This window comes from Microcoleus sp. (assembly GCF_049646505.1).
Classification (GTDB): domain Bacteria; phylum Cyanobacteriota; class Cyanobacteriia; order Cyanobacteriales; family Microcoleaceae; genus Microcoleus.
Genome location: NZ_JBARVX010000118.1, coordinates 1 through 22,871 on the forward strand (window position 1 = coordinate 1; position 22,871 = coordinate 22,871).

The 22,871-nt window shown below is 42.6% G+C and carries 24 protein-coding genes and 2 pseudogenes; 11 read left to right on the forward strand and 15 right to left on the reverse strand.

The window, feature by feature from the left end; translation table 11 throughout:
- The coding region (locus WBA89_RS06865) for a CHAT domain-containing protein (protein WP_424405023.1) at positions 1 to 397 on the forward strand (397 nt) is incomplete at its 5' end.
- A gap of 39 nt (positions 398 to 436) precedes the next feature.
- On the opposite strand, the gene WBA89_RS06870 is transcribed toward WBA89_RS06865, so the two are convergent.
- Together WBA89_RS06870 and WBA89_RS06875 are read right to left on the reverse strand one after the other, a co-directional pair.
- Positions 437 to 706: a hypothetical protein gene (locus WBA89_RS06870; protein WP_424405025.1), complete on the reverse strand. Its 270-nt coding sequence runs from the start codon at positions 704 to 706 to the stop codon at positions 437 to 439.
- A gap of 73 nt (positions 707 to 779) precedes the next feature.
- A complete protein-coding gene (locus tag WBA89_RS06875) occupies positions 780 to 1,223 on the reverse strand; it encodes a hypothetical protein (RefSeq protein WP_424405027.1) in 444 nt (147 codons plus the stop codon).
- A 253-nt stretch (positions 1,224 to 1,476) separates the two neighbouring features.
- Here WBA89_RS06875 and WBA89_RS06880 point away from each other — a divergent pair, with 253 nt between their 5' ends.
- From WBA89_RS06880 to WBA89_RS06895, 4 genes are read left to right on the forward strand one after another with little or no spacing between them, the layout of a single operon-like run.
- Complete coding sequence (locus WBA89_RS06880) at positions 1,477 to 1,689, forward strand: helix-turn-helix domain-containing protein (RefSeq protein WP_106149040.1); 213 nt, start codon at positions 1,477 to 1,479, stop codon at positions 1,687 to 1,689.
- 58 nt (positions 1,690 to 1,747) lie between these two features.
- Positions 1,748 to 1,960: a helix-turn-helix domain-containing protein gene (locus tag WBA89_RS06885; RefSeq protein WP_106333817.1), complete on the forward strand. Its 213-nt coding sequence runs from the start codon at positions 1,748 to 1,750 to the stop codon at positions 1,958 to 1,960.
- A 56-nt stretch (positions 1,961 to 2,016) separates the two neighbouring features.
- On the forward strand, positions 2,017 to 2,229 hold the full coding sequence (locus tag WBA89_RS06890) for a helix-turn-helix domain-containing protein (RefSeq protein ID WP_106149042.1): 213 nt from the start codon (positions 2,017 to 2,019) through the stop codon (positions 2,227 to 2,229).
- Positions 2,230 to 2,275: 46 nt separating this feature from the next.
- Positions 2,276 to 2,572: a DUF2442 domain-containing protein gene (locus WBA89_RS06895; protein WP_424405030.1), complete on the forward strand. Its 297-nt coding sequence runs from the start codon at positions 2,276 to 2,278 to the stop codon at positions 2,570 to 2,572.
- Between the two features lie 248 nt (positions 2,573 to 2,820).
- Here the strand turns inward: WBA89_RS06895 and WBA89_RS06900 are convergent, their stop codons facing one another.
- From WBA89_RS06900 to WBA89_RS06940, 9 genes are all read right to left on the reverse strand, one after another.
- Positions 2,821 to 3,771: a F0F1 ATP synthase subunit gamma gene (locus WBA89_RS06900; protein ID WP_424405032.1), complete on the reverse strand. Its 951-nt coding sequence runs from the start codon at positions 3,769 to 3,771 to the stop codon at positions 2,821 to 2,823.
- A gap of 391 nt (positions 3,772 to 4,162) precedes the next feature.
- Positions 4,163 to 5,680 (reverse strand): F0F1 ATP synthase subunit alpha, encoded by a 1,518-nt coding sequence (atpA, locus tag WBA89_RS06905; protein WP_424405034.1) that lies wholly within the window; start codon positions 5,678 to 5,680, stop codon positions 4,163 to 4,165.
- Between the two features lie 216 nt (positions 5,681 to 5,896).
- Positions 5,897 to 6,442: an ATP synthase F1 subunit delta gene (gene atpH / locus WBA89_RS06910; protein ID WP_424405036.1), complete on the reverse strand. Its 546-nt coding sequence runs from the start codon at positions 6,440 to 6,442 to the stop codon at positions 5,897 to 5,899.
- A gap of 3 nt (positions 6,443 to 6,445) precedes the next feature.
- Positions 6,446 to 6,973 carry a F0F1 ATP synthase subunit B gene (locus tag WBA89_RS06915; RefSeq protein WP_424405053.1) on the reverse strand — a complete coding sequence of 176 codons (528 nt, stop codon included), beginning with the start codon at positions 6,971 to 6,973 and terminating at the stop codon, positions 6,446 to 6,448.
- Positions 6,974 to 7,067: 94 nt separating this feature from the next.
- A complete protein-coding gene (locus WBA89_RS06920; RefSeq protein WP_424405038.1) occupies positions 7,068 to 7,553 on the reverse strand; it encodes a F0F1 ATP synthase subunit B' in 486 nt (161 codons plus the stop codon).
- Between the two features lie 100 nt (positions 7,554 to 7,653).
- Positions 7,654 to 7,899: an ATP synthase F0 subunit C gene (gene atpE, locus WBA89_RS06925; protein WP_017712264.1), complete on the reverse strand. Its 246-nt coding sequence runs from the start codon at positions 7,897 to 7,899 to the stop codon at positions 7,654 to 7,656.
- A 125-nt stretch (positions 7,900 to 8,024) separates the two neighbouring features.
- Positions 8,025 to 8,783 carry a F0F1 ATP synthase subunit A gene (atpB, locus tag WBA89_RS06930; protein ID WP_424405040.1) on the reverse strand — a complete coding sequence of 253 codons (759 nt, stop codon included), beginning with the start codon at positions 8,781 to 8,783 and terminating at the stop codon, positions 8,025 to 8,027.
- 54 nt (positions 8,784 to 8,837) lie between these two features.
- Entirely contained in the window at positions 8,838 to 9,290 is a 453-nt protein-coding gene (locus WBA89_RS06935) for an ATP synthase subunit I (RefSeq protein WP_424405042.1), read from the reverse strand.
- Between the two features lie 516 nt (positions 9,291 to 9,806).
- The gene (locus WBA89_RS06940) at positions 9,807 to 10,256 is read right to left on the reverse strand and encodes a nitrate reductase associated protein (protein WP_424405044.1); all 450 of its coding nucleotides are present in this window, start codon (positions 10,254 to 10,256) and stop codon (positions 9,807 to 9,809) included.
- Between the two features lie 360 nt (positions 10,257 to 10,616).
- Between WBA89_RS06940 and moaA the strand changes: the two genes are divergently transcribed.
- The 3 genes from moaA (at position 10,617) to WBA89_RS06955 (ending at position 12,458) form a co-directional block, all read left to right on the forward strand.
- Complete coding sequence (moaA, locus tag WBA89_RS06945) at positions 10,617 to 11,606, forward strand: GTP 3',8-cyclase MoaA (protein ID WP_424405046.1); 990 nt, start codon at positions 10,617 to 10,619, stop codon at positions 11,604 to 11,606.
- 97 nt (positions 11,607 to 11,703) lie between these two features.
- Positions 11,704 to 12,066: a papain fold toxin domain-containing protein gene (locus WBA89_RS06950; protein WP_333422785.1), complete on the forward strand. Its 363-nt coding sequence runs from the start codon at positions 11,704 to 11,706 to the stop codon at positions 12,064 to 12,066.
- A 17-nt stretch (positions 12,067 to 12,083) separates the two neighbouring features.
- On the forward strand, positions 12,084 to 12,458 hold the full coding sequence (locus WBA89_RS06955) for a hypothetical protein (protein ID WP_333422783.1): 375 nt from the start codon (positions 12,084 to 12,086) through the stop codon (positions 12,456 to 12,458).
- A 43-nt stretch (positions 12,459 to 12,501) separates the two neighbouring features.
- Here the strand turns inward: WBA89_RS06955 and WBA89_RS06960 are convergent, their stop codons facing one another.
- A complete protein-coding gene (locus tag WBA89_RS06960) occupies positions 12,502 to 13,095 on the reverse strand; it encodes a Uma2 family endonuclease (protein ID WP_333198153.1) in 594 nt (197 codons plus the stop codon).
- A 153-nt stretch (positions 13,096 to 13,248) separates the two neighbouring features.
- The gene (locus WBA89_RS06965) at positions 13,249 to 13,473 is read right to left on the reverse strand and encodes a DUF433 domain-containing protein (RefSeq protein ID WP_106332354.1); all 225 of its coding nucleotides are present in this window, start codon (positions 13,471 to 13,473) and stop codon (positions 13,249 to 13,251) included.
- 244 nt (positions 13,474 to 13,717) lie between these two features.
- Between WBA89_RS06965 and WBA89_RS06970 the strand changes: the two are divergent.
- Positions 13,718 to 13,870, forward strand: a pseudogene (locus WBA89_RS06970) (cyclic pyranopterin phosphate synthase MoaA); the annotation flags it as partial.
- A gap of 72 nt (positions 13,871 to 13,942) precedes the next feature.
- On the opposite strand, the gene WBA89_RS06975 reads toward WBA89_RS06970, so the two are convergent.
- The gene (locus WBA89_RS06975; protein WP_424405055.1) at positions 13,943 to 14,131 is read right to left on the reverse strand and encodes a DUF433 domain-containing protein; all 189 of its coding nucleotides are present in this window, start codon (positions 14,129 to 14,131) and stop codon (positions 13,943 to 13,945) included.
- 27 nt (positions 14,132 to 14,158) lie between these two features.
- Between WBA89_RS06975 and WBA89_RS06980 the strand changes: the two genes are divergently transcribed.
- Both WBA89_RS06980 and WBA89_RS06985 read left to right on the forward strand, forming a co-directional pair.
- Positions 14,159 to 16,744, forward strand: coding sequence for a sacsin N-terminal ATP-binding-like domain-containing protein (locus WBA89_RS06980; protein ID WP_424405049.1), 2,586 nt, complete (start codon positions 14,159 to 14,161; stop codon positions 16,742 to 16,744).
- Positions 16,737 to 22,076, forward strand: a complete 5,340-nt coding sequence (locus WBA89_RS06985; protein ID WP_424405051.1) for a DUF3883 domain-containing protein — start codon at positions 16,737 to 16,739, stop codon at positions 22,074 to 22,076. The genes WBA89_RS06980 and WBA89_RS06985 overlap by 8 nt, the downstream gene beginning before the upstream one ends.
- A gap of 215 nt (positions 22,077 to 22,291) precedes the next feature.
- Here the strand turns inward: WBA89_RS06985 and WBA89_RS06990 are convergent.
- Positions 22,292 to 22,871, reverse strand: a pseudogene (locus WBA89_RS06990) (SAM-dependent methyltransferase); the annotation flags it as partial.

Genomic DNA, 22,871 nt, shown 5'->3' on the forward strand with positions numbered 1-22,871 from the left:
GTCCTGCTGCGAAACCAATTTAACCATCACCCAAATTACCGACGATCCGCTCTCCATTGCTAGCGGTTTCCTCTGTGCGGGTGCGCGAAATGTGGTGAGTACCTTGTGGGCTGTGGACGATTTAGCAACGGCTTTATTTTGTATTTTATATTATCAGGAAAAGAAGGACAAGAGCCGTTCTGAAGCCCTACGTCAAGCACAATTTCAGCTCCGTAACTTAACAGGCGATGAGTTATCCGCTAAATACAAACCGCAGTTAGAGGCTTATTTTGAGCAGAAAAAAACTGAGGAAAATGCCACAGAAATTATCAACCTTCAGCGGCGTTTAAATCAGAAAGGATTACCCTTTGTCAGTCCCTATTATTGGGCTGGATTTGTATCGCAGGGTTTGGCATAGGAGAAACAGTAGCACTTAGAAATATTCCTTGCTAATCTATCATTGATTCTCTCCCAGTTTTCTGATTAAAAATCTGACTTCTTCGAGCAGAATATTAAATCGTTGGTCATTCTCTATTTTGTACTGTTGAAAATCCCGATCCCGCCGCCGCATTTCTTCATCTCGCTGTGAGTCTCTTGCTAAAATAGCATTAACAGCACCTACAAGCATATCGACATTCTGGTTAGTTTGTTCGATATTCCTAGTGGTTTGCTCTACAGTGGAAGCCAAATCATCCACCATTTCATCTGTCCAGCGTTCGGTTGTCATTGTTCTTATTCCTTTACGTTGTTCAATCAATATTTTACGATTCTTGGCTGCTATTTTTAGTCGATCGCTCTTCTTAGAAATGTTCCAGCAGAGATTTCTCTTGTGCATAAACATTCCGCAGCGACTCCAGGGCGATCGCCCCCAACATCAATTTAACCACCCCAACTAATTCTCCCCACTCCAACAATTCAGCAACAGAAACAGCCTCCCGAAATTTATCCCCATAGAAATCTACCCAAAAATCTGGTGCAAATCTCTCCTTCAGACTCGCCATCCGCCGCTTCCAGTAACCAAAATCTAAACCAGAGGGCGATTCCACTCCCACCACTGGCGGAAAGTCGGCATAACTGACAAACCGACTCATCCCTTGGGCGTGTACGTACAGGATATGCGCCCAGCACTCGAAGCGATATATTTGGTCTACCTTGATTTTGAGCAGGCGGGCGATCGCCTCTTTGGTGACAAACCGGCTCAATCTGTGTCTGGGGGTTGATTTTCTCGAAAAGCTTGCTAACATTATAGAAATCTCCTTCGCTTGATGTCTCTCTTGAGTTAATGTCTCTCTTGATTGATGTGTATCTCTTGACTGATATGTCTCTTGATTTGGGAATTTAGTTGATAAGTTTCTTGTTTAGGGAATGTGGTTGATGAGTCTCCTGCTTAGGGATTTGAACTTTGATAGGCGACCGTCCTTGAGTTTTCCAGGCCTGGGGGCGATCGCTTTTTACATTATAATCTTACGACCTATATCAATCATCTGTCAAGAGCTTATGGGCTTAATTAGATTGCGGGTTAGAGAATTTGCTGGTGAGAAAGGCTGGACGATCAAAGAGGTTTCTGACCGATCGGGAGTCAACTACAGCACCCTCAGCACCTATTCACGTTCTCCGGGAATGGCGATGGTTGATTTTACTTGTCTGCTGAAGCTGGCACGTACTTTTGACGTGATGGTGGAAGATTTGGTTGAGGTCGTCAAAGAGTAGGTCGATCGCCTTTTGTAGTATAATTTCATGACTGATATTAGTCACACCTGAAGAGCTTATGGGCTTAATTAGATTACGGGTTCGAGAGTTTGCTGCTGAGAAAGGCTGGACGATCAAAGAGGTTTCAGAGCGATCGGGCGTAGTCTACAGTACGCTCAGAACCTATGCCCGATCGCCCGGATTAGCAACAATTGACGTGACAGCCTTGGACAAGTTGGCGAGGACTTTTGACGTGATGGTCGAAGATTTGTATGAGATTGTCGAAGATTAGGCGATCGGCTTTTGGGATAAAAATATCTTATGATGGTACACCATCACTTGTCAAGTATGGGTTTAGTCAGACTAAAAGTCAGAGAATTCGCCGCTGAGAAAGGTTGGACGCTAAAAGAGGTTTCAGAGCGATCGGGAGTAATTTACAGCACCGTCAGACACTACGCCCGCTGTCCGGGAGTGTCAACCATTGACTTTATTTCTATACACAAATTGGCCCGCACCTTTGATGTAATGATTGAAGACTTGGTGGAAATTGTGCAGGAGTGAGCGATCGCCCAAGCTAATATAGAGAAGTAAGCATTTGACATCAGTAATGGTTGAATTGCTACAAATCCCCCAAGCACAAAACGTAGTCGTTACAGACGACGCGCTAACAGTCGATCTATCCGATGGTCGTACTATTTCTGTACCTTTAGCTTGGTATCCTCGGCTATTGCACAGCACACCAAACGATCGCAATAATTGGCGATTTATTGGTGGAAATGAAGGAATCCACTGGCCCGATATTGACGAAGACATTAGCATCAAAAATATCATTCTCGGTAAGCCATCTGGAGAAAGTCAGAAATCATTTCAGCGGTGGCTAGAAGAACGTGGGAACACAGTCTAATTTAAATATCCTTCTTATTCTTAGTCCGCTTGGAGTGGACGAAAGCTTGACAAGAAGCGGTTTCATATCAAATCCGTTAATATCGGAATTATTATTTCTCTCTTCTCTTTCTCTGTGTCCTCTGTGTTCTCTGTGGTTTAATCATTCCGATACAACCGGAATTGATATCAACCGCCCAATTATCTCAAAAAAAGCGCCTGAGTTCCCCCAGACGCATAGCATAAAATCAACAAATTGTCAACCCTAACTTAACCATTCAAAGCCTCAGCGCCGCCGCAAACTTCCAGGATTTCCTGAGTAATTGCCGCCTGCCGCGCCTTGTTATAAGTCAGCGTCAAACTACCAATCAAATCGCTAGCATTCTCGCTAGCATTGTTCATCGCCGTCATCCGCGCAGCCAACTCGCTAGCAGCAGATTCTTGCAAAGCACGCAGCAATTGGTTGTTCAAATACAAAGGCAAAAGTGCCTCCAGAATTTGTGCCGGATCTTGCTCGAAAATCATGTCGGCCGGCAAACTCTTTGTAGGTGCAGAAACCTTTTCCCGCGACACTTGAAACTGTCCGCCTTTCGTTGTCAAGCGGAAGATTTCATCATCGGCAGTTTCCAAACCTTGGGGGTCGAGGGGTAACAAAGTTTGAATTACCGGACGCGAACTAATTAGCGACACAAACTTGGTGTAAATTAGCTCAACTCTGTCCACAGTTCCCGACAGAAACAAAGACAGCAGTTCGTCAGCTATTTGCGCCGCTTCCGGTGCTGTCGGAATTTGTTCCAAGTTAGCGTAAGTAGCGTCTATCGGCTGTTCGCGGCGCTGGAAATACTGAGTAGCTTTGCGTCCTACCAACACGTATTTGTAGTCTAAGCCTTCAGCTTTGATTTCCTTAGCGCGATTTTCGGCGTATCTGATGATGTTGCTGTTGTAGCCGCCGCACAAACCCCGATCGCCCGAAACTACCAAAAGTCCCACCGATCGCACTTCGCGTTTTTGCAGCAGCGGTAAATCCTGGCTGTCAAACTGCAAGCGTTCCGCCAAACCGTACAATACCTCTGCGAGGCGATCGGCAAAAGGTCGAGTAGCAGTCACTTGTTCTTGAGCGCGGCGCACCTTAGCAGCAGCCACCAAACGCATCGCTTCTGTAATCTTTTTAGTGTTCTTGACCGACTTAATGCGATCGCGAATAGTTTTGAGATTTGCCATAACTTTCTCCTTTTTTCTTAGCCTTTATTTCCGAGTTATTAGTTCCCAGCCATCAGTTTTTAAGTTGAGCTGCGGTAGGGACACGGCATAGCCCATTTGTATCAACTTAAGACTGAAACCTTCTGTCTCTCTCGTTTGTCTCGAAGTCTCGATCCCCCTAAATCCCCCTTCTTAAGGGGAGTAGGGGTTGACTTTGAGTGCCTCTAGTCTCCCCCTTAAACAGGGGGACTCTGAACGCTCTGGTCCCCCCCTTATTAAGGGGGGCTAGGGGGAATCTGCGACGTAACTAATGACCAATGACTTCTGAACGCTCTTGTCCCCCCCTTAATAAGGGGGGTTAGGGGGGTTCTGCGACGCAACTAATGACCAATGACCGATGGCTGATGACTAATTACGCAGACACTAAGAAACTTTGCTTGAATTCCGCAATGCCTTCTTTCAGCAGCTTCTCAGCTTCATCAGTCAAGGCTTTTCCGCCTTGAACGATTTCGCCGTACTTCGGCTTGCTAGTCCGCAAATAATCGCGCAAACCAACAGTAAACTTGCTGACTTTTTCCACAGCGATATCATCCATGTAGCCGTTAATACCGGCATAGATTATAGCCACTTGTTCGTTCATCGGCAGCGGTGAATTTTGGTCTTGTTTCAGGAGTTCCCGCAAGCGTTGACCCCGCGCCAATTGATTTTGAGTAGATTTATCCAAGTCAGAAGCAAACTGAGAAAATGCTGCCAGTTCTTCAAACTGCGCCAATTCCAATTTCACCTTACCGGCTACTTTTTTCATTGCCTTAGTTTGAGCCGCAGAACCTACCCGCGATACCGAAATACCGGGGTTTACTGCTGGACGCAAACCAGAGTTAAACAAGTCAGAAGAAAGGAAGATTTGACCGTCGGTAATCGAAATTACGTTCGTCGGAATGTAAGCAGAAACGTCGCCAGCTTGGGTTTCGATAATTGGCAAAGCAGTCATGCTGCCTTCGCCCAAATCGTCGCTCAATTTAGCAGCGCGTTCTAGCAAGCGAGAGTGCAGGTAAAACACGTCTCCGGGATAAGCTTCGCGACCGGGAGGACGGCGCAGCAACAAGGACATTTGACGGTAGGCTTGCGCTTGTTTGGAAAGGTCATCGTAAACGATCAAAGTGTGCTTGCCTTTGTACATGAAATACTCGGCTAAGCTAGCGCCCGTGTAGGGAGCCAAATATTGCAGGGTTGCGGGGTCGCTGGCGTTGGCTGCTACGACGATTGTGTAGTCCATCGCGCCCTTTTCTTGCAGGACGTTGACGATGTTAGCTACTGTAGAAGCTTTTTGACCGATCGCCACGTAAACGCAAATTACATCTTCCGATTTTTGGTTGATGATTGTATCGATTGCGACGGCAGTTTTACCGGTTTGACGGTCGCCGATAATCAGTTCCCGCTGTCCTCTTCCCACAGGAATCATCGCATCAATAGCAGTAATTCCTGTTTGCATCGGTTCGTAAACAGAACGGCGAGAAACAATCCCAGGTGCCGGAGATTCAATCAACCGAGACTCAGTAGTTTTAATCTCGCCCTTGCCGTCAATCGGACGCGCCAAAGCATCAACTACCCGTCCCAACATTGCTTCACCAACGGGGACTTCAGCAATTCTGCCAGTAGCAGTAACCGCCGAACCTTCTTGAATGCCGAGGCCTTGTCCCATCAACACTGCACCGACGTTATCTTGTTCGAGGTTTAGTGCAATGCCCACGGTGCCGTCGGCAAATTCTAGCAATTCGCCAGACATGGCTTTATCCAATCCATAAATCCGGGCAATACCGTCGCCTACTTGCAAAACAGTACCGACGTTAGAGACTTTTACATCTTGGTCGTACTGTTCAATTTGCTGGCGAATAATGCTGCTAATTTCGTCAGGTCTGATTGCTGCCATGTTAATTATTATGTATCAGTTGTCAGTTGTCGTTCGATGTTTTCGGCAAGAAAGAATTGAGATTTGGCAGTAAGAATTTGGGACTAACAACTCGAAAACATAAATTCATTTATTCCTGCTTCCTGTTTAATTCTTCCTTCTTCTTTCTTCCTTCTTCCTTCCCCCCTTGGGGGGGGGTAGGGGGGGGTTCTTCTTCCTGCTTCCTGCTTCCTCAAATCAGGAATTCAAGCGAATTCCCAGACGGCGCAATTGTCCCCGCAGGCTGGCATCAATTATTTGAGAGCCTACTTTGATTACCACACCGCCGATTAAATCTGCGTCTATTTTGGTTTCAATTTCTACATTTCGAGCGCTGGTCATCGCCTGCACTTTCTCGCGAACAGTCTGCAGTTGAGCATCTGAAATCGGGACGGCAGATGTAACTTCAGCCAATACTGTTTGGTTTAGTTCTCGGAGTTGAGCCAAGTATTGTTGACCAATTCCTTCTAAAAAAAGAATCCTTCCTTTGTCTACTAAAAGCTTCAGAAAGTTGTGCATCAAGGGGTTCATTTCTTCACCCGCTATTTGCTTAATTACGGCTTTTTTAGCATCCGATTGTATCAGCGGATTGGCTAAAAATTGACGCAAATCTTCCGAATTTTTTAGCAGGTCAAGTAAAGAACGAATGTCTTCCCCGAACTTCTCTGACAGATTGCTGGACTTAGCCAGTGACATCAAGGCAGATGCGTAAGGCTGCAAGACTTCTGTGCTGACTGTACTCACGTTTTAGCCTCCCAGTAACGCAATGCTGCGATCGATTAATTGGTGTTGAGCGCTCTCGTCCAAGCTATTTTTCAACTGGCCTTCCACCCTTTCTAATGCCATTGCAGCAACTCTTGCTCTGAGTTGAGCGACGGCTTTTTCTCGTTCTGCGTCCAGCTCTTGACCTGCTGTTGCTTTCATGCGTTCAACGTCCTGCGCCGCTTGAGCTAGAATTACTTCTTTGGCTGCGATCGCATTTTCTTGTGCAGCGGCTCGAATCCGCTCCGCTTCTGCTTGAGCCTGAGTCAATTTTTGCTGTTGTTCTGCTAAAGCTGCTGCTGCATCTTTTTGGCGCGTTTCTGCTTCTTTAATAGCTTCTTCGATAGCGTTACGTCTTTCGGTAAGAATTTTTCCTAAAAAGCCGCGCCCGAAGTAAAACAGCACTCCAATAACAATGATCAGGTTAATCAGGTTGGTTTCTAAAATATCGAAATTTAAACCGAAACCACCTTCTGCGCTAGCTTCTGTGGCTAGCAATAAAACAGTCCCCATGATACTCTTCCATAATTGCGCGTGCAGGTTGGACGAACCGATTTGAGATTTGAGCTTTTTAATTTTACCCAAAAATTAAAACTGTTCGATCGAGCTATTTGACCAATGCTGTGCCTAATAACTTTTCCAGAATTTGTCGGCTCAGGTTATCTACCTCTTGTTCTAGCGAGCGCATTGCCTCTTGTTTTTGCTGCTCTATCTCAGAGCTTGCCTTTTCTCGTGCCGCTTGAGCTTCTTTTTGAGCATCAGCTACTTTTTCCGACGCGATTTTTTTGGCATCTGCTTGAGCCGCAGCAATTACAGCTTGAGACTCCCTGCGAGTTTCTCCCAGTTTTTGTTGGTATTCCTCCGCTAAATTCTGGGATTTCACCAAGCGTTCCTTAGCTGAAATTTGAGTGGTACGGATGTAATCTGCCCGTTCCTCAATTGACTTAGTGAGCGGCTTGTAAAAAATTGCATTCAAGACTGCGACTAGAATTAAAAACTGCACCGCCATCAAAGGCAGCGTAGCATCAATATCAAAAAGTCCGCCTTCCTTTGCCGCTTCTTCAACTGCTAGTAATACTGTCCAGTGCATCATGTTTTTTTGACGGCTCCCACCTAATTCTATTTGAGATTTTAGAGTTTGGATTTTGGATGGTAATTAAAATCCAAAATCCAAAATCTCAGACCCCAAATTATTATGCGAAGGGGTTGGCAAACAGCAGCACTAGGGCTACCACCAAACCGTAAATTGTCAGCGCTTCCATGAACGCCAAACTTAACAGCAATGTGCCGCGAATTTTTCCTTCTGCTTCTGGCTGACGGGCAATCCCTTCAACAGCCTGACCTGCTGCATTTCCTTGACCAATGCCAGGGCCGATTGCAGCTAAACCTACTGCCAAAGCGGCGGCAATTACGGAAGCGGCAGCAACGATTGGGTCCATGATGATTTTCCTTATCTAAAGTACAAAATTGTGAACTGAAATTTTACAGATTCGTCCGTCACGAAGAGAATATTGAGGTCGGAAATTTGATATTTCCTCCCTTATTCTGCGCCGTTTATCGTTAGTTAATCGTGATGCTCGTCGCCGTGACCGCCCTCTAGAGCTTCACCAATATAGGCTGCTGCTAGGGTAGCAAAAATCAAAGCTTGAATTGCACTTGTAAATAGTCCCAGAACCATCACTGGCAAAGGAATAAATAAAGGCACTAGCAACACCAGGACTCCGACTACCAATTCGTCAGCAAGGATGTTGCCAAACAAACGGAAACTTAGGGAAAGAGGCTTAGTGAAATCTTCTATGATTTTGAACGGCAACATGAAAGGCACCGGTTCTACATAGTGGGCGAAATACCCCAAGCCACTTTTGCTGAAACCTGCATAAAAATATGCTAGAGAAGTCAGCAGTGCAAATGCGATCGTCGTATTGATGTCAGCCGTAGGTGCTCCCAATTCTCCCGAGGGCAGCTTAATCAGCTTCCAAGGAATTAGAGCTCCCGACCAGTTTGACACAAAGATGAACAGAAATAACGTACCAACAAATGGTACCCAGGGGCGATATTCTTTTTCCCCAATTTGGTTTTTAGCCAAGTCTCGAATAAATTCCAGCACATACTCCATTAAATTTTGCATTCCGCTGGGAATTCTTTGGATTTTGCTGGTTCCTAAAATCGAAACTAAAACTAAAATGGCAATTACAAACCACGAGGTTATAAAAACCTGCCCGTGCACTTTTAGATTGCCCAGTTGCCAGTACAACTGCTGGCCAACTTCCAATTTTGCGAGGGGTAAACGATTAAAGATGTTTAGAACGTCAAGCATTGCCATTCAACGGGCTTCCCCATACAAATCTATGAGTTGAGTTTTACTAGATTGCCCAAACTACCTGTAGTCTGGTGCTAATGCACTTCGCAGCACGTAAATCATCAGTGAAATTTTGTAAGTCAGAAATCCCAAAAATATTGGTAAAATCTGTAACTGATCCAGCCGAGTTGCTATGACGATCAACGCAACAAGCAGACCCAGCCTTGTCTTACTAATTCGTTGATTTTCGCTGCCGATTCGCTCAACATCTCTAGCCAACATCTTTAAGTAAACCACACCTGTGCTCGCCCCAAGCAAATAATTCACGGCAATATTCAGGGAGTAAAAAATCCAAACGCAGATAAAAATAATCGCCGTAAACGCAAGGGTGTACGCCAACAACTCTTGTTGGAGGCGATAAAAGTCTTGCATGGGATTGCCTGTCTCTGACGAGACTGTCGAGACAGTGCCAGTCTGAGGATGATCCTCGGTTGCTGGTGCGGGTTTGGTGGGTGTGTTTGGCGTGTTCATGGAGCCCAGAAACTAATGCAGGTAGCTGGCGATTGCTTTGCAAGCTCACAGAAATATTACCACGCTGCGGTAACAATACTTAAAATTAAATTAATTATGTTTTTAGATTTTGGTGTCGGTGGACTCAGAAATCTTTTGGGGCGATCGACCTGTGATGGCAGAGTAGGAGGTTGGGAGATGACTTGACGATCGATTCCAAGTCTGTGGGATCGGCGGGAGAAATGTGCGATCGCCCCATTTTACACTTTTTTTACCGTAACTTACAGTAAATATATCTCACTTAGTGAGCAAAATTGCCATTGCCGAGATATCTGCTGTTGCTTTCGGCGCGCAGAACAGCCTTGACGACAAGGCTGTGAATCTCTGTCCTGCAAAATGGGATATTATGATTAGTCCTCGCGAACGGCTATTTTCTGTCATGCTGAGAGAAACGCAGTGTAGCGAAGCATCTGTGAAATTATTTCCTTCGCTCAGGACTCAGAATCACAGAATTACCCTGAAATCCGTCCAGGAGTGTTATTCCACAAGTTGAAACTCTCGTACAGCGGGGAGAAAGTTTTTATTCTCGTGGCTCGATCGGCTAAGCTTAATCAAAGCAAACCGCTGCAGAGGCTGCAAACTCGCCCACTGTGCCAAACTAATCACAACATCCAACTCTTGAGCTTTTGCAGAAACAGACTCCGGTATAGTTGCAGCATCCATCCAGGGGGGATTTTCATCAACGGCCAAATCAGTACCCGGTTGATTAGTCTGTTTGATTAATATTTGGTTTAACTGTTCTCGGTAATCGCTAATTTCTGATGCAGTCAAACAAGGTAACTCGACAAGCATTTGACGTTCCGCTTGGTTGAAGCGATTCCAATCTTGCAACTTTAGTTTAATCCCGCAAGTATCTAATTTCAGTCGTACCTGCATCGGAACGCAGCGCAGGGCTTCTACAAAGTCAGCTTCAAATTCAAAGAACATATATTTAGGGAGTTTGTTGGATTTGTGATTGAGATTTTTTTTATTTACCGCAGAGGGCGCAGAGGGCGCTGAGAAGAGAGTAAGAGAGAGAAGAAGTTGAGTAGGAAGTTTGTTGGATTTGTGATTGAGATTTTTTTTTATTTACCGCAGAGGGCGCAGAGGGCGCAGAGGAGATAGTGATAGAGAGAAGAAGTTGAGTAGGAAGTTTGTTGGATTTGTGATTGAGATTTTTTTTATTTACCGCAGAGGGCGCAGAGGGCGCAGAGGAGAGAGTAATCGATGCAGGTTTCTTGCTTTCAATTAATAATTGCAGAAAATCGAGTCAGGATTTATAATTAAGTAATATTACATAGTATTGACATGAATCCCGTAGACTACCTTCGGATTAGTTTGATAGACCGCTGCAATTTCCGCTGTCTCTACTGTATGCCGGAAGGTAGCGAGTTGGACTATGTGTTGCAGCAGCAGTTGTTAACTCACTCGGAATTGCTAACTCTGCTTCGCGAAGTTTTTATACCCGTAGGATTTACCAAGTTTCGGCTGACGGGTGGGGAACCGCTGCTGCGCCCTGGGGTGGTGGATTTGGTGAGGTCGATCGCCTCTATTCCTGAAACGCGAGATTTGTCAATGACAACTAACGGCTTTTTGCTGGCGGGAATGGCAGAAAATCTCTACAATGCAGGTTTGCGCCGGATTAATATTAGTTTGGATTCCCTGGAACCGGAGACTTTTGATAAGATAATTGGCAGTCGCGGACGATCGCGCTGGATGCAAGTTTGGGAAGGAATTCAAGCGGCTTATCAAGCTGGATTTGACCCGCTGAAATTGAATGTGGTGGTGATTCCCGGTGTGAATGACGGGGAAATATTGGATTTGGCAGAGTTAACTATTAACCGGAATTGGCACGTTAGATTTATTGAGTTTATGCCGATCGGCAATGGCGACTTATTTGGCGATAAAGGTTGGGTAGCTTCGGCAGATTTGCGGCAACAAATTAGCGAGAAATACGGGTTAGCCGAGTCGGGAATTCGCGGTAACGGGCCGGCGGATGTGTTTCAAATTCCGGGGGCGAAGGGTACTTTAGGATTTATCAGTCAAATGTCGGAGTGTTTTTGCGATCGGTGCAATCGGATGCGTTTGTCGGCTGACGGGTGGCTGCGGCCTTGTCTGCTGAACGAAACCGGGCAAATTGACTTGAAAACTGCTTTACGGAATGGGGTGTCTACGGTTGAATTGCGCGATCGAGTGCGGCACATATTGGAGATTAAACCGGAGATTAATTTCAAGCAGCGAGATTCGGGAACTACTCAAGGAAATTACAGCCGCACCATGTCTCAAATCGGCGGGTGAAATGCCCGAAATCGATTTAAACCGGAACAAAGGGGAAGGGTAAAACAGATGGCATCAGCTTGGATAGAGTGGGGGAAAGATCGAGGCTACGCGATTTATGAACGATGAAGTGCGACAACAAATTTCAGAAATAGCTAGTAATTTTAAGCTGTTTGAATGTAAGGCTTGTGCTTCAAGTATTCAAAAGTTTTTAATCCAAAGGGGTATTGCTGGAAAAAAGGTAAAAATTTATACTGGCAGTGCCCAGGGAAAATATGGTAATATTTACCATGATGACCTCATGCAGAATATTGCTACAAATGGACGGCATGAAGGGATTGCAGTTAAAATGAATGGGGAGGAATTTATTTTTGATAATATCCATCCTCAAGGAATTCCTCAACAAGAGTGGCTGGGAAAATTTTATTGTTTAGCACTTGATTTGGGCGGTCAATTTCAGATTGAGGAAATAGAATTTTAGGTAAAAGGAGATAAAAGATGTTAGATTTATACCCTCTATTAGAAAAAATTAAACAAAGAGCGTCTTTATACTTAGGAAAAAAATCGCTCAGCCATCTCCATGTTTTTTTAGATGGCTATACCTTTGCGCGTCGTCAACTTGGTATTCCTATCACAGAACAAGAAAAACAGTTTGAGGAGTTTCAAGAGTGGATAGAAAATCGATTTAACCAAGCAGATACTCAATCTTGGAGTCGGATTATTCTTTTTTATGCTGAGGATGAAGCAGATGCACTAAATCGTTTCTTTGATTTATTTGAAGAATTTAAGAATTGTGAAAAGTTGCCAAAAGATGATGCAACAAATAACCGTGAAATGTCGGATAATTTGAGTGTTGTAGCTGGAAATATTTGAGCGCGATCTCGATTTCTCCTTTGAACTCCTTGTAAATCGGCGGCTAAAGCTCCCCTTCCAGGACTTGTTGGGCCGTCAAGTTCAACTGCGGAAAAGTCGGCGATATCAGCGCTTGTTCCCCTTGAAAAACCCCAACTTCGACATACTCACCTGATTCTAGTCGTAGTACCGCTACTATCTCCTCTTGAGGGTCAACAATCCAATATTCAGGGATACCCCGCGCTGCATATTGGGCTCGTTTACTAATATAATCACGATCGCGCCCAACTCTACCTGGACTAACAACCTCGACAACCAACTGAGGAGGTGGCATAGTTTGGGTGATGGTTAGCCTGGTTGCTGTCAGCAAGATGTGTTCGGGGCGCAAAACCACCAAATCTGGGTAGCGGTTAGCTGCGTCGCCCTCCCGCAGGATCGGAACTTGGATTTCGCACATATGTGTTCTGATCAGCCTCAGTGGGATGAACCCGCTACTAGCCAGAGTGAATAGTAGATAGTTAGCAATGAAATTGTTGGGGCCCGATTCTGGTGGCAATGTTACTAACTCTCCGTCAATTAATTCGTAGCGGTTGTCGGTGTCGTCCTCATAGGTGAGGTACTCTTCAAAGGTAAGTTTCTGTTTGTGGGCTTGTGTCATCTTTTACCTTCAGGATTGCTATTGTTATTAAAATCTTTACACATCCGGGGGAAGTGGTGGCCGCAGTGATTTTCATTGAATTAACAAGCTGGGTAGCACTGTTTCAATTATATTATAAGGCGGCATCTGAGAGGTTTTCTTCAAATAGAAGTTTCACAGGGATGCCACAAATAACTTTTTTTCACGATCTGCGGCAAAAGCAAGGCAGGCTTTGATGTCTGCCGAAGTTAATTCTGAAAAATCTTCGAGAATTTCTGCTTCCGTCATGCCACCTGCGAGATATTCTAAGATATCGTAGACGGTGATTCGCATTCCCCGAATACATGGTTTGCCACTGCGTTTTCCCGGTTCAATTGTGATGATGTCGTGGTAGTCCATAAAGCAGTATTTGGTACTAATAAGCGTAATTATAACTGCAAATAATCCTGGTTTGTTTAGGTCAGGATTTCAGGTTTGAGCAAGTAGGGAGAAAAAAAGAACCCTGACGTTGAAAGTAGCCAGGGCGGATCAGTTTTCTCATGGTCTGCGGCAAAAGCAAGACAGGCTTTGATGTCTGCCGAATTTAGTAGGGTTTTCCACCAATAAGACTCCAAAATTGGCGGCAGTCCGATCGACACGGGGCAAAACTGCTTTGCGGAATGGGGTGTCTACGGGCGAATTGCGCGATCGAGTGCAGCAGATATTGGAGATTAAACCGGAGATTAATTTCAAGCAGCGAGATTCGGGAACTACCCAAGGAAATTACAGCCGCACAATGTCTCAAATCGGCGGCTAATTATCTATAGGACTTACGCATGGGGCCCAGAAACCGGGTTTTTTTACCAAATTACTTGGTTGTACCGACAGATTAGGTAAAAAACCCGGTTTCTTTGTCGGAGTCCGTCCAGGATCTATCCGCTGCCAAAGCAAGACAGGCTTTGATGTCTGCCGAAGTTGGTTCGGAAAAATCTTCGAGAATTTCTGTTTCCGTCATGCCACTTGCGAGATATTCTAAGATGTCGTATAATGGTTTCCATTGATCGCAAGAACTGAGAATTTAGAACATAAGTAAAAGAAACTATATATGGCTGAACATCATCCACTAGGTGACATAGAATATCTTCGAGAGAATTTGCTAAAAAATTATAAATCAGGATTCCCTGTTCTCAAAGAGCTTGTTCAAAATGCTGAAGATGCAGGTTCGACCCACTTTGATTTTGGTTGGATCGAAGGTATCTCAAATGCAAAGCATCCTTTATTACGCACACCAGCTTTATTTATAGTAGATGATGGTACATTTGCCAACGAAAATGCTCGTTCGATTCGCTACATAATTGGGGGAAGTAATAAGCCCAAAGAGCAAGATGCTATTGGAAAGTTTGGACTCGGACTAAAAAGTGTATTTCATTTATGTGAGGCATTTTTTTACATCGGTTCTGAGATTCAAAACCCACAATACAAACGCGCTGACATTTTTAATCCTTGGGAAGATAGAGATGGAGATTCGTACCACCCTGAATGGGGCAAATTCGAGCCAGAGGATTGCAAGAAAGTAAAAGATGCTCTTAGCAAAATTATTGAACAACCAGAGTATCAATCCAAATGGTTTATTCTATGGATACCTCTAAGACAAATCAGCCATAAAACCCAAAAATCAGAAGAAGAAGGTATCCAACTAGGATGTATTAAAAATGGTACCGCAGATTTTTTCAATAAAGAAATTCCCAGTTTTTTGTCAGAGGAAGCAACTAAGTTAGAATTTACTCTTCTTCTTCCCTTACTGCATTCATTGAAAACTATTCGTTACTGGGAAAATGATTTGGATTGTGGTAAAGAAAAATATTTGATCACTATTAATTCTGGAGAGCGCCGCCATGCCGCTTTATCAAAACTGAATCCTTCTGAAGCTCACGCTTTAAAAGGAACAGTAAACCTTACTTCAAGGTCTTCTTGTATTGATGTTGAGTTTAGTGGTCAAGAGATTATTCATGAAAATTCTACTTTTACCGATATTCGCAAGCGTGGCAATTTTCCCACAAAATTCAAGAATATCAAACCACACACGGCTGTAATTTTTGGTCGGTGGCCATCGCAACCTGCAAATTTAATGATACGCACAGCCGTATTTTTACCAATAGGAAGCAGTTCGATCAATATCTCGTCACAGAATAGCTTTTGCTTGACACTGCATGGATATTTCTTTGTTGACTTTGCTCGCACAGGAATTTTGGGATGGAATAATGAACGGCATATAATCGCTAGTCAGCGTATTGAGGGTGACGATGATGATACTTTGTTGAAAAAAGAGTGGAACTTTCATCTATATAAATCTTTGCTGGGTACCATTTTAGATGCTCTAAAAGATTTTTCCCAGGGCTTAACTAATGATGAGATTGAGATATTTTGTAAAGCTTTACACGCAAAACCCTTATTTAGGGAAAACAGTCAAGAAATCTGTGAAAAGAAACAATGGATTTATCGAATTAATCCCCAAGAAGAACGCTTTAATCCCCAAGAAAAACGCTGGCAATTAATTGATTCAGGGCAAGTTCATCTACGCATACTTCCTAAAATCCCACCAAACTGGGCATCTTTCCCACACCTTGAAACACTTGCAGAGCAATACTGCTTAACCGTTGAAGGAAAACCGAACTTACTTGCAGGAAAAAATACTCCCACATGGAAATCAGAGGAAATATGTGATATCATAAATTCACTCGAACCAAGCAAATTTTTCTCAAATATAGATAATCTTAGCTTCCTCCAAGCTTTTTTAAGTAAGCAGGAAACTAAGGTTATCAATGATGAAAAAGTGCAGGTAAGCTTAAGAAAACTTCTTCATAAAGCTTTTGCAGAACATCATAAAGCTTTGGCAGAACATCATAAAGCTTTGGCAGAAATTGGTATAGCACAACTACAAAACAAAGCTTTTGCAGAACATGATAAAGCTTTTGCAGAACTTCATAAAGCTTTTGCAAAACTTGGTATAGCACAACTACAAAAGGATGAAATTCTTCCCTGTGTAAAGAAATTAGTAGAACTTCTGTTACCGAAAAATCGTTACGCGATCGCAAAATTTGCGGCAGATGAACAATCTGTGCATAGCATCCTAAATAAGCTTTACGCGCTCAACCTTGATCTGTTGATCGTATATGCAACTTTTGAGCATAATCCACTATTATTTAGTCAAGCAAAACTTAACCCTCAACAAGGAGTTAAAATACTTACTTGTCTTAGTAATATCTTCAAGGAAGAACCACTGACACGAAAAGTTAGTCAGGAACTTATTCTGCGAGTCCTTAATAACTTTGACAAGCCTGAAACTGTTCTCAATGATTTGCCAAATACTCCTCTTTTATTGGGCTATAACTCCCGTGATGAAAAGCAATACATATACACATACTCTCAGTTACAGACACAGGCCAAAAATAATTTTTTTAATGGTTCAATCACGACACCGATAGCTATGGCTTTAAGAGAAGCACTTCCTGATTGCGATCTCATTTTTATTGATGATAGACTTACAAACATCTTGAAGAAGATTCCATTTTTTATAAACATTCCCAAATGCGATCGTAATAGTTGCCTAGAACTGCTCGCTAAAAAGCCAAATTTGGCTGATTCTGACAAACGCATAAATCTATTGAAGGAGTTAATTCGTCATGTCTAAAGAATTACGTTACTTGCTGCATGGAAATAAGGAAAAATATGATGATGTACAAACATCCTTATATATCACCTCTCAAGAAAGTACGCTATGGCCAAAGATTGGGTCACAAGTTCTCAAAATTCGGCAAGAAGATTGGCGATTAATTAAATCAGTATTTATTGATTCCCTTCCTACAGCTAATTTTCAAAGATTGGGAATTGAAAAACTTCTAGCTGAACAAGTTGTTGATTTAATTCGCGAAAAACCAGAGTGTGTCGATGGAAATTTGCTGAACAAATCTGAGAGATATGAACTTCTCGCTTACCTCAGCCAGAAACCTATTAATCAAGAGCTATGGAAATCATTACGATTGCATGAAAACGCTAATGTTCCTAATCGCTTGGAACGCATCGAAATTGATCGGGTCTATTTAGAAAATTCTGACTTTCCTTTAGATGAACGACTAAAAAACTACATCGTTTTAATTCGACAAAATACAGAAATTCAGCAAAACTGGATTCCCTCATGGACTCCTGATGCAGCGATCGCAAAAGTTCTTAGCCTACCGAATCCTCATCAATACTATGACATCATTCTCGATGCACTGCCAAGGATGACTGATGAAACAAAAGAATTGTACAGAGAATCTTTAAAAAGTTCTGGGTGGCTTCCTCCAAATGGATATTGTCCACAAGACATACTCAGGTTGCCAGACAATCTAAAGCGACACGGAGACACGATCGCCAGCTTAGACAGCACAAAATATCCCGAAAACAAGTTACCAAAATCGTTATTTAGTGCTGATCAATACACTTGGGTTCAAAAGTTGTTCGACTTTTGGGACGAGGAAAATGTCGTCAAAAAAGTGCTTGCTCATAATCAGAAAACGCCTGAATACTGGAGCCATTTTCGTGAACTTATCCTTGATGCCTTATCACGTATTTCAAATGATTTAAAAGAATCTCTCAAAACAGAAAGCTGGCTTGCTTTGAAGGGGGATGATGGCACAATCTCTCCATCAAAAATTATGATCGTCCCAGAAAAACTCCAGAAACACTTGTCAATATTAGTGGATTTGAGTGCTGGTGAATACAGAGAAACTACACAACTTTCGTTAGAAATCACCAGACACACAAATTTTCTTCTTCTTCAGAAACTTTTTTCTAAATTGGATGAAAATGATATTCTTGAATATATCTTCAACCAAACAGAGCCACATCAAAACTATCAGATCATTCTTGATGTATTTAGTAGTCTATGGAGTCAACAGCCACAAAAACTGCCTAACGCCAATAATCAAGGAAAACTCAAAACAAAGGCATGGCTGGCAACCGAACAAAAAAATAAGGCAGTACATCCTGAAAATGTGCTGCATTACCCAGATTTGACTAAAGAAATAGAGGACTTGCTACTACTACTAACAGTTTTTTCGGAATATATTTCATCTTCAGACTTAGCACTAACAATTAGTCGTAGTCACTGTTGGAAGTGGTTAACCAAAGAAGTATTCATCACGGAAGATGAAGCATTAATTGAGATTGGTAAACTTCTGAAGCAAGCGCCAGAATATCAGATTGGAGAGTTTTCTATAGAAGAGTTTCCCTTAGATAAATGCTTAGAAGCTTTCAAGCAATTTGATGTTAGCTTCCTGCCAGCCTGGAACTTTGCCAATAATCTATCAAAAAAAGAGAAATTTAAAACGTATCTGTTGCCAAACCTATTAGATAAAATGGACGTGGCAAAGCTCCGCGAGCTTCTAATATCGCTTTCTAGTCCCGCTTCTCAAGTCGATGCTGCTAATGCCGCTAATGTGGAAATTTTCAATACTTATCTTGGATTATCTATTGATTACGGAACATTCAGCACAGATATTTTACCCTACATCCGTCTTCTTAATCGTAAAGGTGAGTGGAAAAGTCCTAAGAAGTTAATAAAGGAAGGCAACAATATTGATGAGACTTATGTGCTAGATGAAAAGCAGTTAAAGATTATACATTCATTCTTGAAGTCAGAGACTCAAGGCAATCATGCTTTACCAGAATCAGGTGAAGCTTCAGAAGACGAAAATAGCATCTTGATAAATTACTTTAAAAAATGGGAGGATCACTGTCCATTAGAACGCATTGGAGCGTTTCTGAGTCTTTTCAAGAGTTCTGACAATAAGATTAAGAAACAGGCGGAATATTATCTAGGCAGACGTAATATAGAACATTTGCGTGAACGTTTGCTAGAAAATGAACCAAAACCCATTCGAGTTTTTCAAGTGCATATTGGTCAATCTGAAAATCATACGTGCGATGCGGTTTCAATACTGGGATGTACTTTTGAAGCTGAACTTGCTAATCTACCTAAGCCGCCTCATTTTTTTGTCAATGAAGGTGAATTGGCCAGCAATACAAGACGGCTAGAACTGTTGCATATACAACCAGAACAACTTGATAGTTCTGAGTTAGTGAGCATTCTTAAAGAGTCAACTAAAATTCTTCTTAAAAAAGTTTATGGAGTCGAAACCAATTCGATAGAAGCGATTTGGGATGATTTGCGAAATTCCGATCAGCTTGATATTCAAGTAGCTGAAAACTTGTTGATAGAGAGTGTTCCGTATATTCTGAGGACGCTTGGGATACATGATCTCAGTGTAAAAATGCTCTTGAACAACTTAGATGAGTTGCGTTACGACAAAGAGGACTACAAACGACAAGGTTTGGATGAAAAAAAACAAGCTACTGAAAAAGAGATTCAAGAAAAACTCTCTGAATTTTCAAATCTGCTAAAAAATAATGAAGGCGTAAAAGAGAGTTTACTAAAGTCTGTACGAGAAAAGATAACGCAGTATGGCTATCGTCCCCAGAGTATCCCCTTTGAGCTATTTCAAAATGCCGATGATGCCGTAGTTGAATGGCAAAAAATGTCATCGCCAAAAGAAATTGAGGAAGAAAGAAAACAGTTTGTGGTGGTACTGAGCGATCGCCAGCTTTTATTTATTCATGCGGGTAGACCGATTGGGTGTTTCCAACATTCAGATAATCCAGAGAGAAACTATCGCGATGAGGGATACCATCGCGACCTTGAAAAGATGCTGACATTTAACACCTCTGACAAGGGAGATGGAGTAACAGGGATGTTTGGCTTAGGATTCAAAAGTGTTTATCTGTCATCATGTAAACGACCGCGCATTTTAAGCAAGCGTTTAGGGTTTGCTGTCGAGGGTGGACTAATTCCATCACGGCTCTCTCCTGAAGAAACTGAAGCCTTGAAACATAAATTAGAGTCATACAAGATGCCTTCAGATGCAACAATTGTCGAACTAGACTTAGATGGTATTCAGCCGAAAGAAATTATCACGGAATTTCAAGAACTAGCAGGTATTTTAACTGTTTTTTCACGGGCTATTACAACATATCGGTTCATTAACGATATTAAAGATAATGACTCAAAATTATTTACATGGGAAAGAAAACCTTTTCTGGGTATTCAAGGTGTCGAAGTAAATAGAATTACAATCAACGGTGAAGACTCGCTACGACTGTGCCTGCGAACAGCATCGGGATCTGCTCTGCTATTAGACATGACCGAGAGAGACGGTAGGCTTAGTTGCACTACTCCTAAGAGTGCACCGACTTTTTGGGTAACAGCACCAACACAAGAAAAACTTAACGTTGGTTTTATACTGAATGCAGCCTTTAAGGTGACACCAGGAAGGACAAGGTTAGATCCAACAGGACAAAACAAAGAACTTGCTAATAATATTGGCATTGCGCTCGGTCAACTCCTAAAGAAATTATGTGAAGCCAATTGGGAAGATGTAAAAGTTGCTCTAGGTTTTTCTAGCGTAGATAGTTACAGCTTTTGGGAATTTCTTTGGAAAGAACTAGCCGTTAATTGGCAAAAAATCGATACTAATGAGCAGCGTGATCTGATTAGCGGTATTTTAGGCGGGGATCGCGGCATGGGATATCTCATTACCCGCAATAAAGCCCTACCAAACGGATTATATGGTCAGTATCGCCAACTGATTTGTATCAATAGTAATACTAAATACTCCAAAGTGACAGGCAAACTTGCTGAAGAGTCTTGCTTCTGTGAAGTTGCTAGTTGGTCAAGCTTCCAGAAAAGTAGTGATCCACGTACTCTGATTGTTGATACTCAATGGGAAGAAGCCACAAAACTCTTAGACAAATCATTGTTTGATAAGCGCACCATTGACATTGACGATATACAACTGCTTAAGGCACTGAAAACCGAAGTTGGAGTCATTGAAGCAAAAGTAACGTCTGAAAAGGCAAGACAAGTAGGCAAGCTCATCTCAAAACCTTTTCTGAATAGCTTTAACAACTCTTCCGAGTGTGGTAGCCTCAAAGATTTCCTGCCTCAGATTAAATTTCAATCAAAAGCTGGCAACTATCTACCCTCTGAACAATTGCTTTCAGCCACATCTAAAGAAGCTGAAGAGAAACTGTTAGTTGGTTTCGCACCCGATGATCGCTTACTGCACGTTAACTATACCGACACTGCCATCGATTTCTTCTATGATTGTCGCTTGCCAAGAAAAAGTATTCCTGTAGAAGTTCTTCAAGAATGGGTATTACGGGCAGAAACGACGGAGAAACGGCAGGCAATACACGGCTATTTATCAAAAGGCGAACATCGAGATCAACTAGCAAAACTTCTTCACGAAAATCCTCAAGACTCTTGGATAAAAAAAGATCAGAGCATAAATGGGCTTCTAGAATCAACGATGGCAGTTATAACTGAGAGAGAGAAAAAATATCAGCTAGAACCAACAGATAGTAGAGAAAAAGGATATCAGCTAGAACGAACAGGTAGTATTGTCCAGAACGATCAACAAGGTGTTGGAGATAACTCAGAAAAATGGGGTAAAGTTGGTGAAGAGGAAGCAAAGCGATTTTACGAACAACTTGGTTATCATGTTACCAAACAGCCAGATAAAGATGGTTATGATTTTAAATGTGTCAAGCCAGACAGTGAGTTATTTGTAGAAGTAAAAACAATTAATCCTACCTATAACAATATAGTTCGGATTACACGCAACGAGTGCAGAGAAATGTGTAAAATTACGAATTCAGACAAATATGAATTATTCATAGTCTGCCACAGTGGGGAATTAATCACGAATAGGATTCGGATTAAGTCTGCATGGAAAACATTACAGGAAGTCTTTTCAAAGCTCGATCAGCAAGCCCTCACTAATTGTGAGTATGCTGAAAAAGATCAAGAAGTTTTAATTGGGCTACAACGTAATTCAAATGGTTTAGATAATGACATATTGTTTAACTGGAAAAGGCTGGTGGAAACTCGCTTCAGTAAGAATATAGAAGAATTTTCTTCATAATTGTTACTCGCTTGAAACTTGTAGGGTGCGTCAGTTCGAGATTGTCGATTTTTAGCGAAAATAATGGCGACTGACGCACCCTACGACTCAACTTGGGATTTGGGAAAGATGCGTCAGCTTTGAGATTGCTTCACTACGTTCGCAATGACATATTTATCTTTTCTTAGTCGGCGGAGGCCGACTTTGTTTGACAAGAAGCGGTTTCAACCGCCGAATTATCTTGGTGTTAGCAATATTAGCTGTTTTGATAAGATCGATCGCACTTCATCCAATCCCATCTCCACATCCGCCAAAATCTCCCCAACAGTCTTCTGTACCTCTTTCTCCCCCCCTTGGCAAGGGGACGTTACCTCTTTCTCCCCCCCTTGGCAAGGGGGGGCTGGGGGGGGTGAACAACCTTGCAGAAACTCAAACTCAGCACTTGACAAATCGATCAATTGGTAGTTGCAATCAAACACTTGTTGACTAGGCCAACCGTGAATGCAAACACTCAACTCAGGCACTGCCGCCAAAAGTGCCTGATCGTCCGACCAATCCATTTTATGAATCGGCTTTTTACCCAAGAAAAACTCGTAATGAGTGATTTCCGTATCCAACAATTCAATTAATCGATAAAGCTCCCGTTCCGTCAAACCCTGAGCTCTTTCTATCAACTCCGGCGCTTTAGCCAAAAGTCGCTCTAACTGCCAATATCCCGGATTTGAAAAACCGAGAAATTCCAATTCCGAAGCATCAATTAACTCGAACAAAGTCTCGATATTGTAGTCAATTTCCTGCGGGTGAACGTACATATCG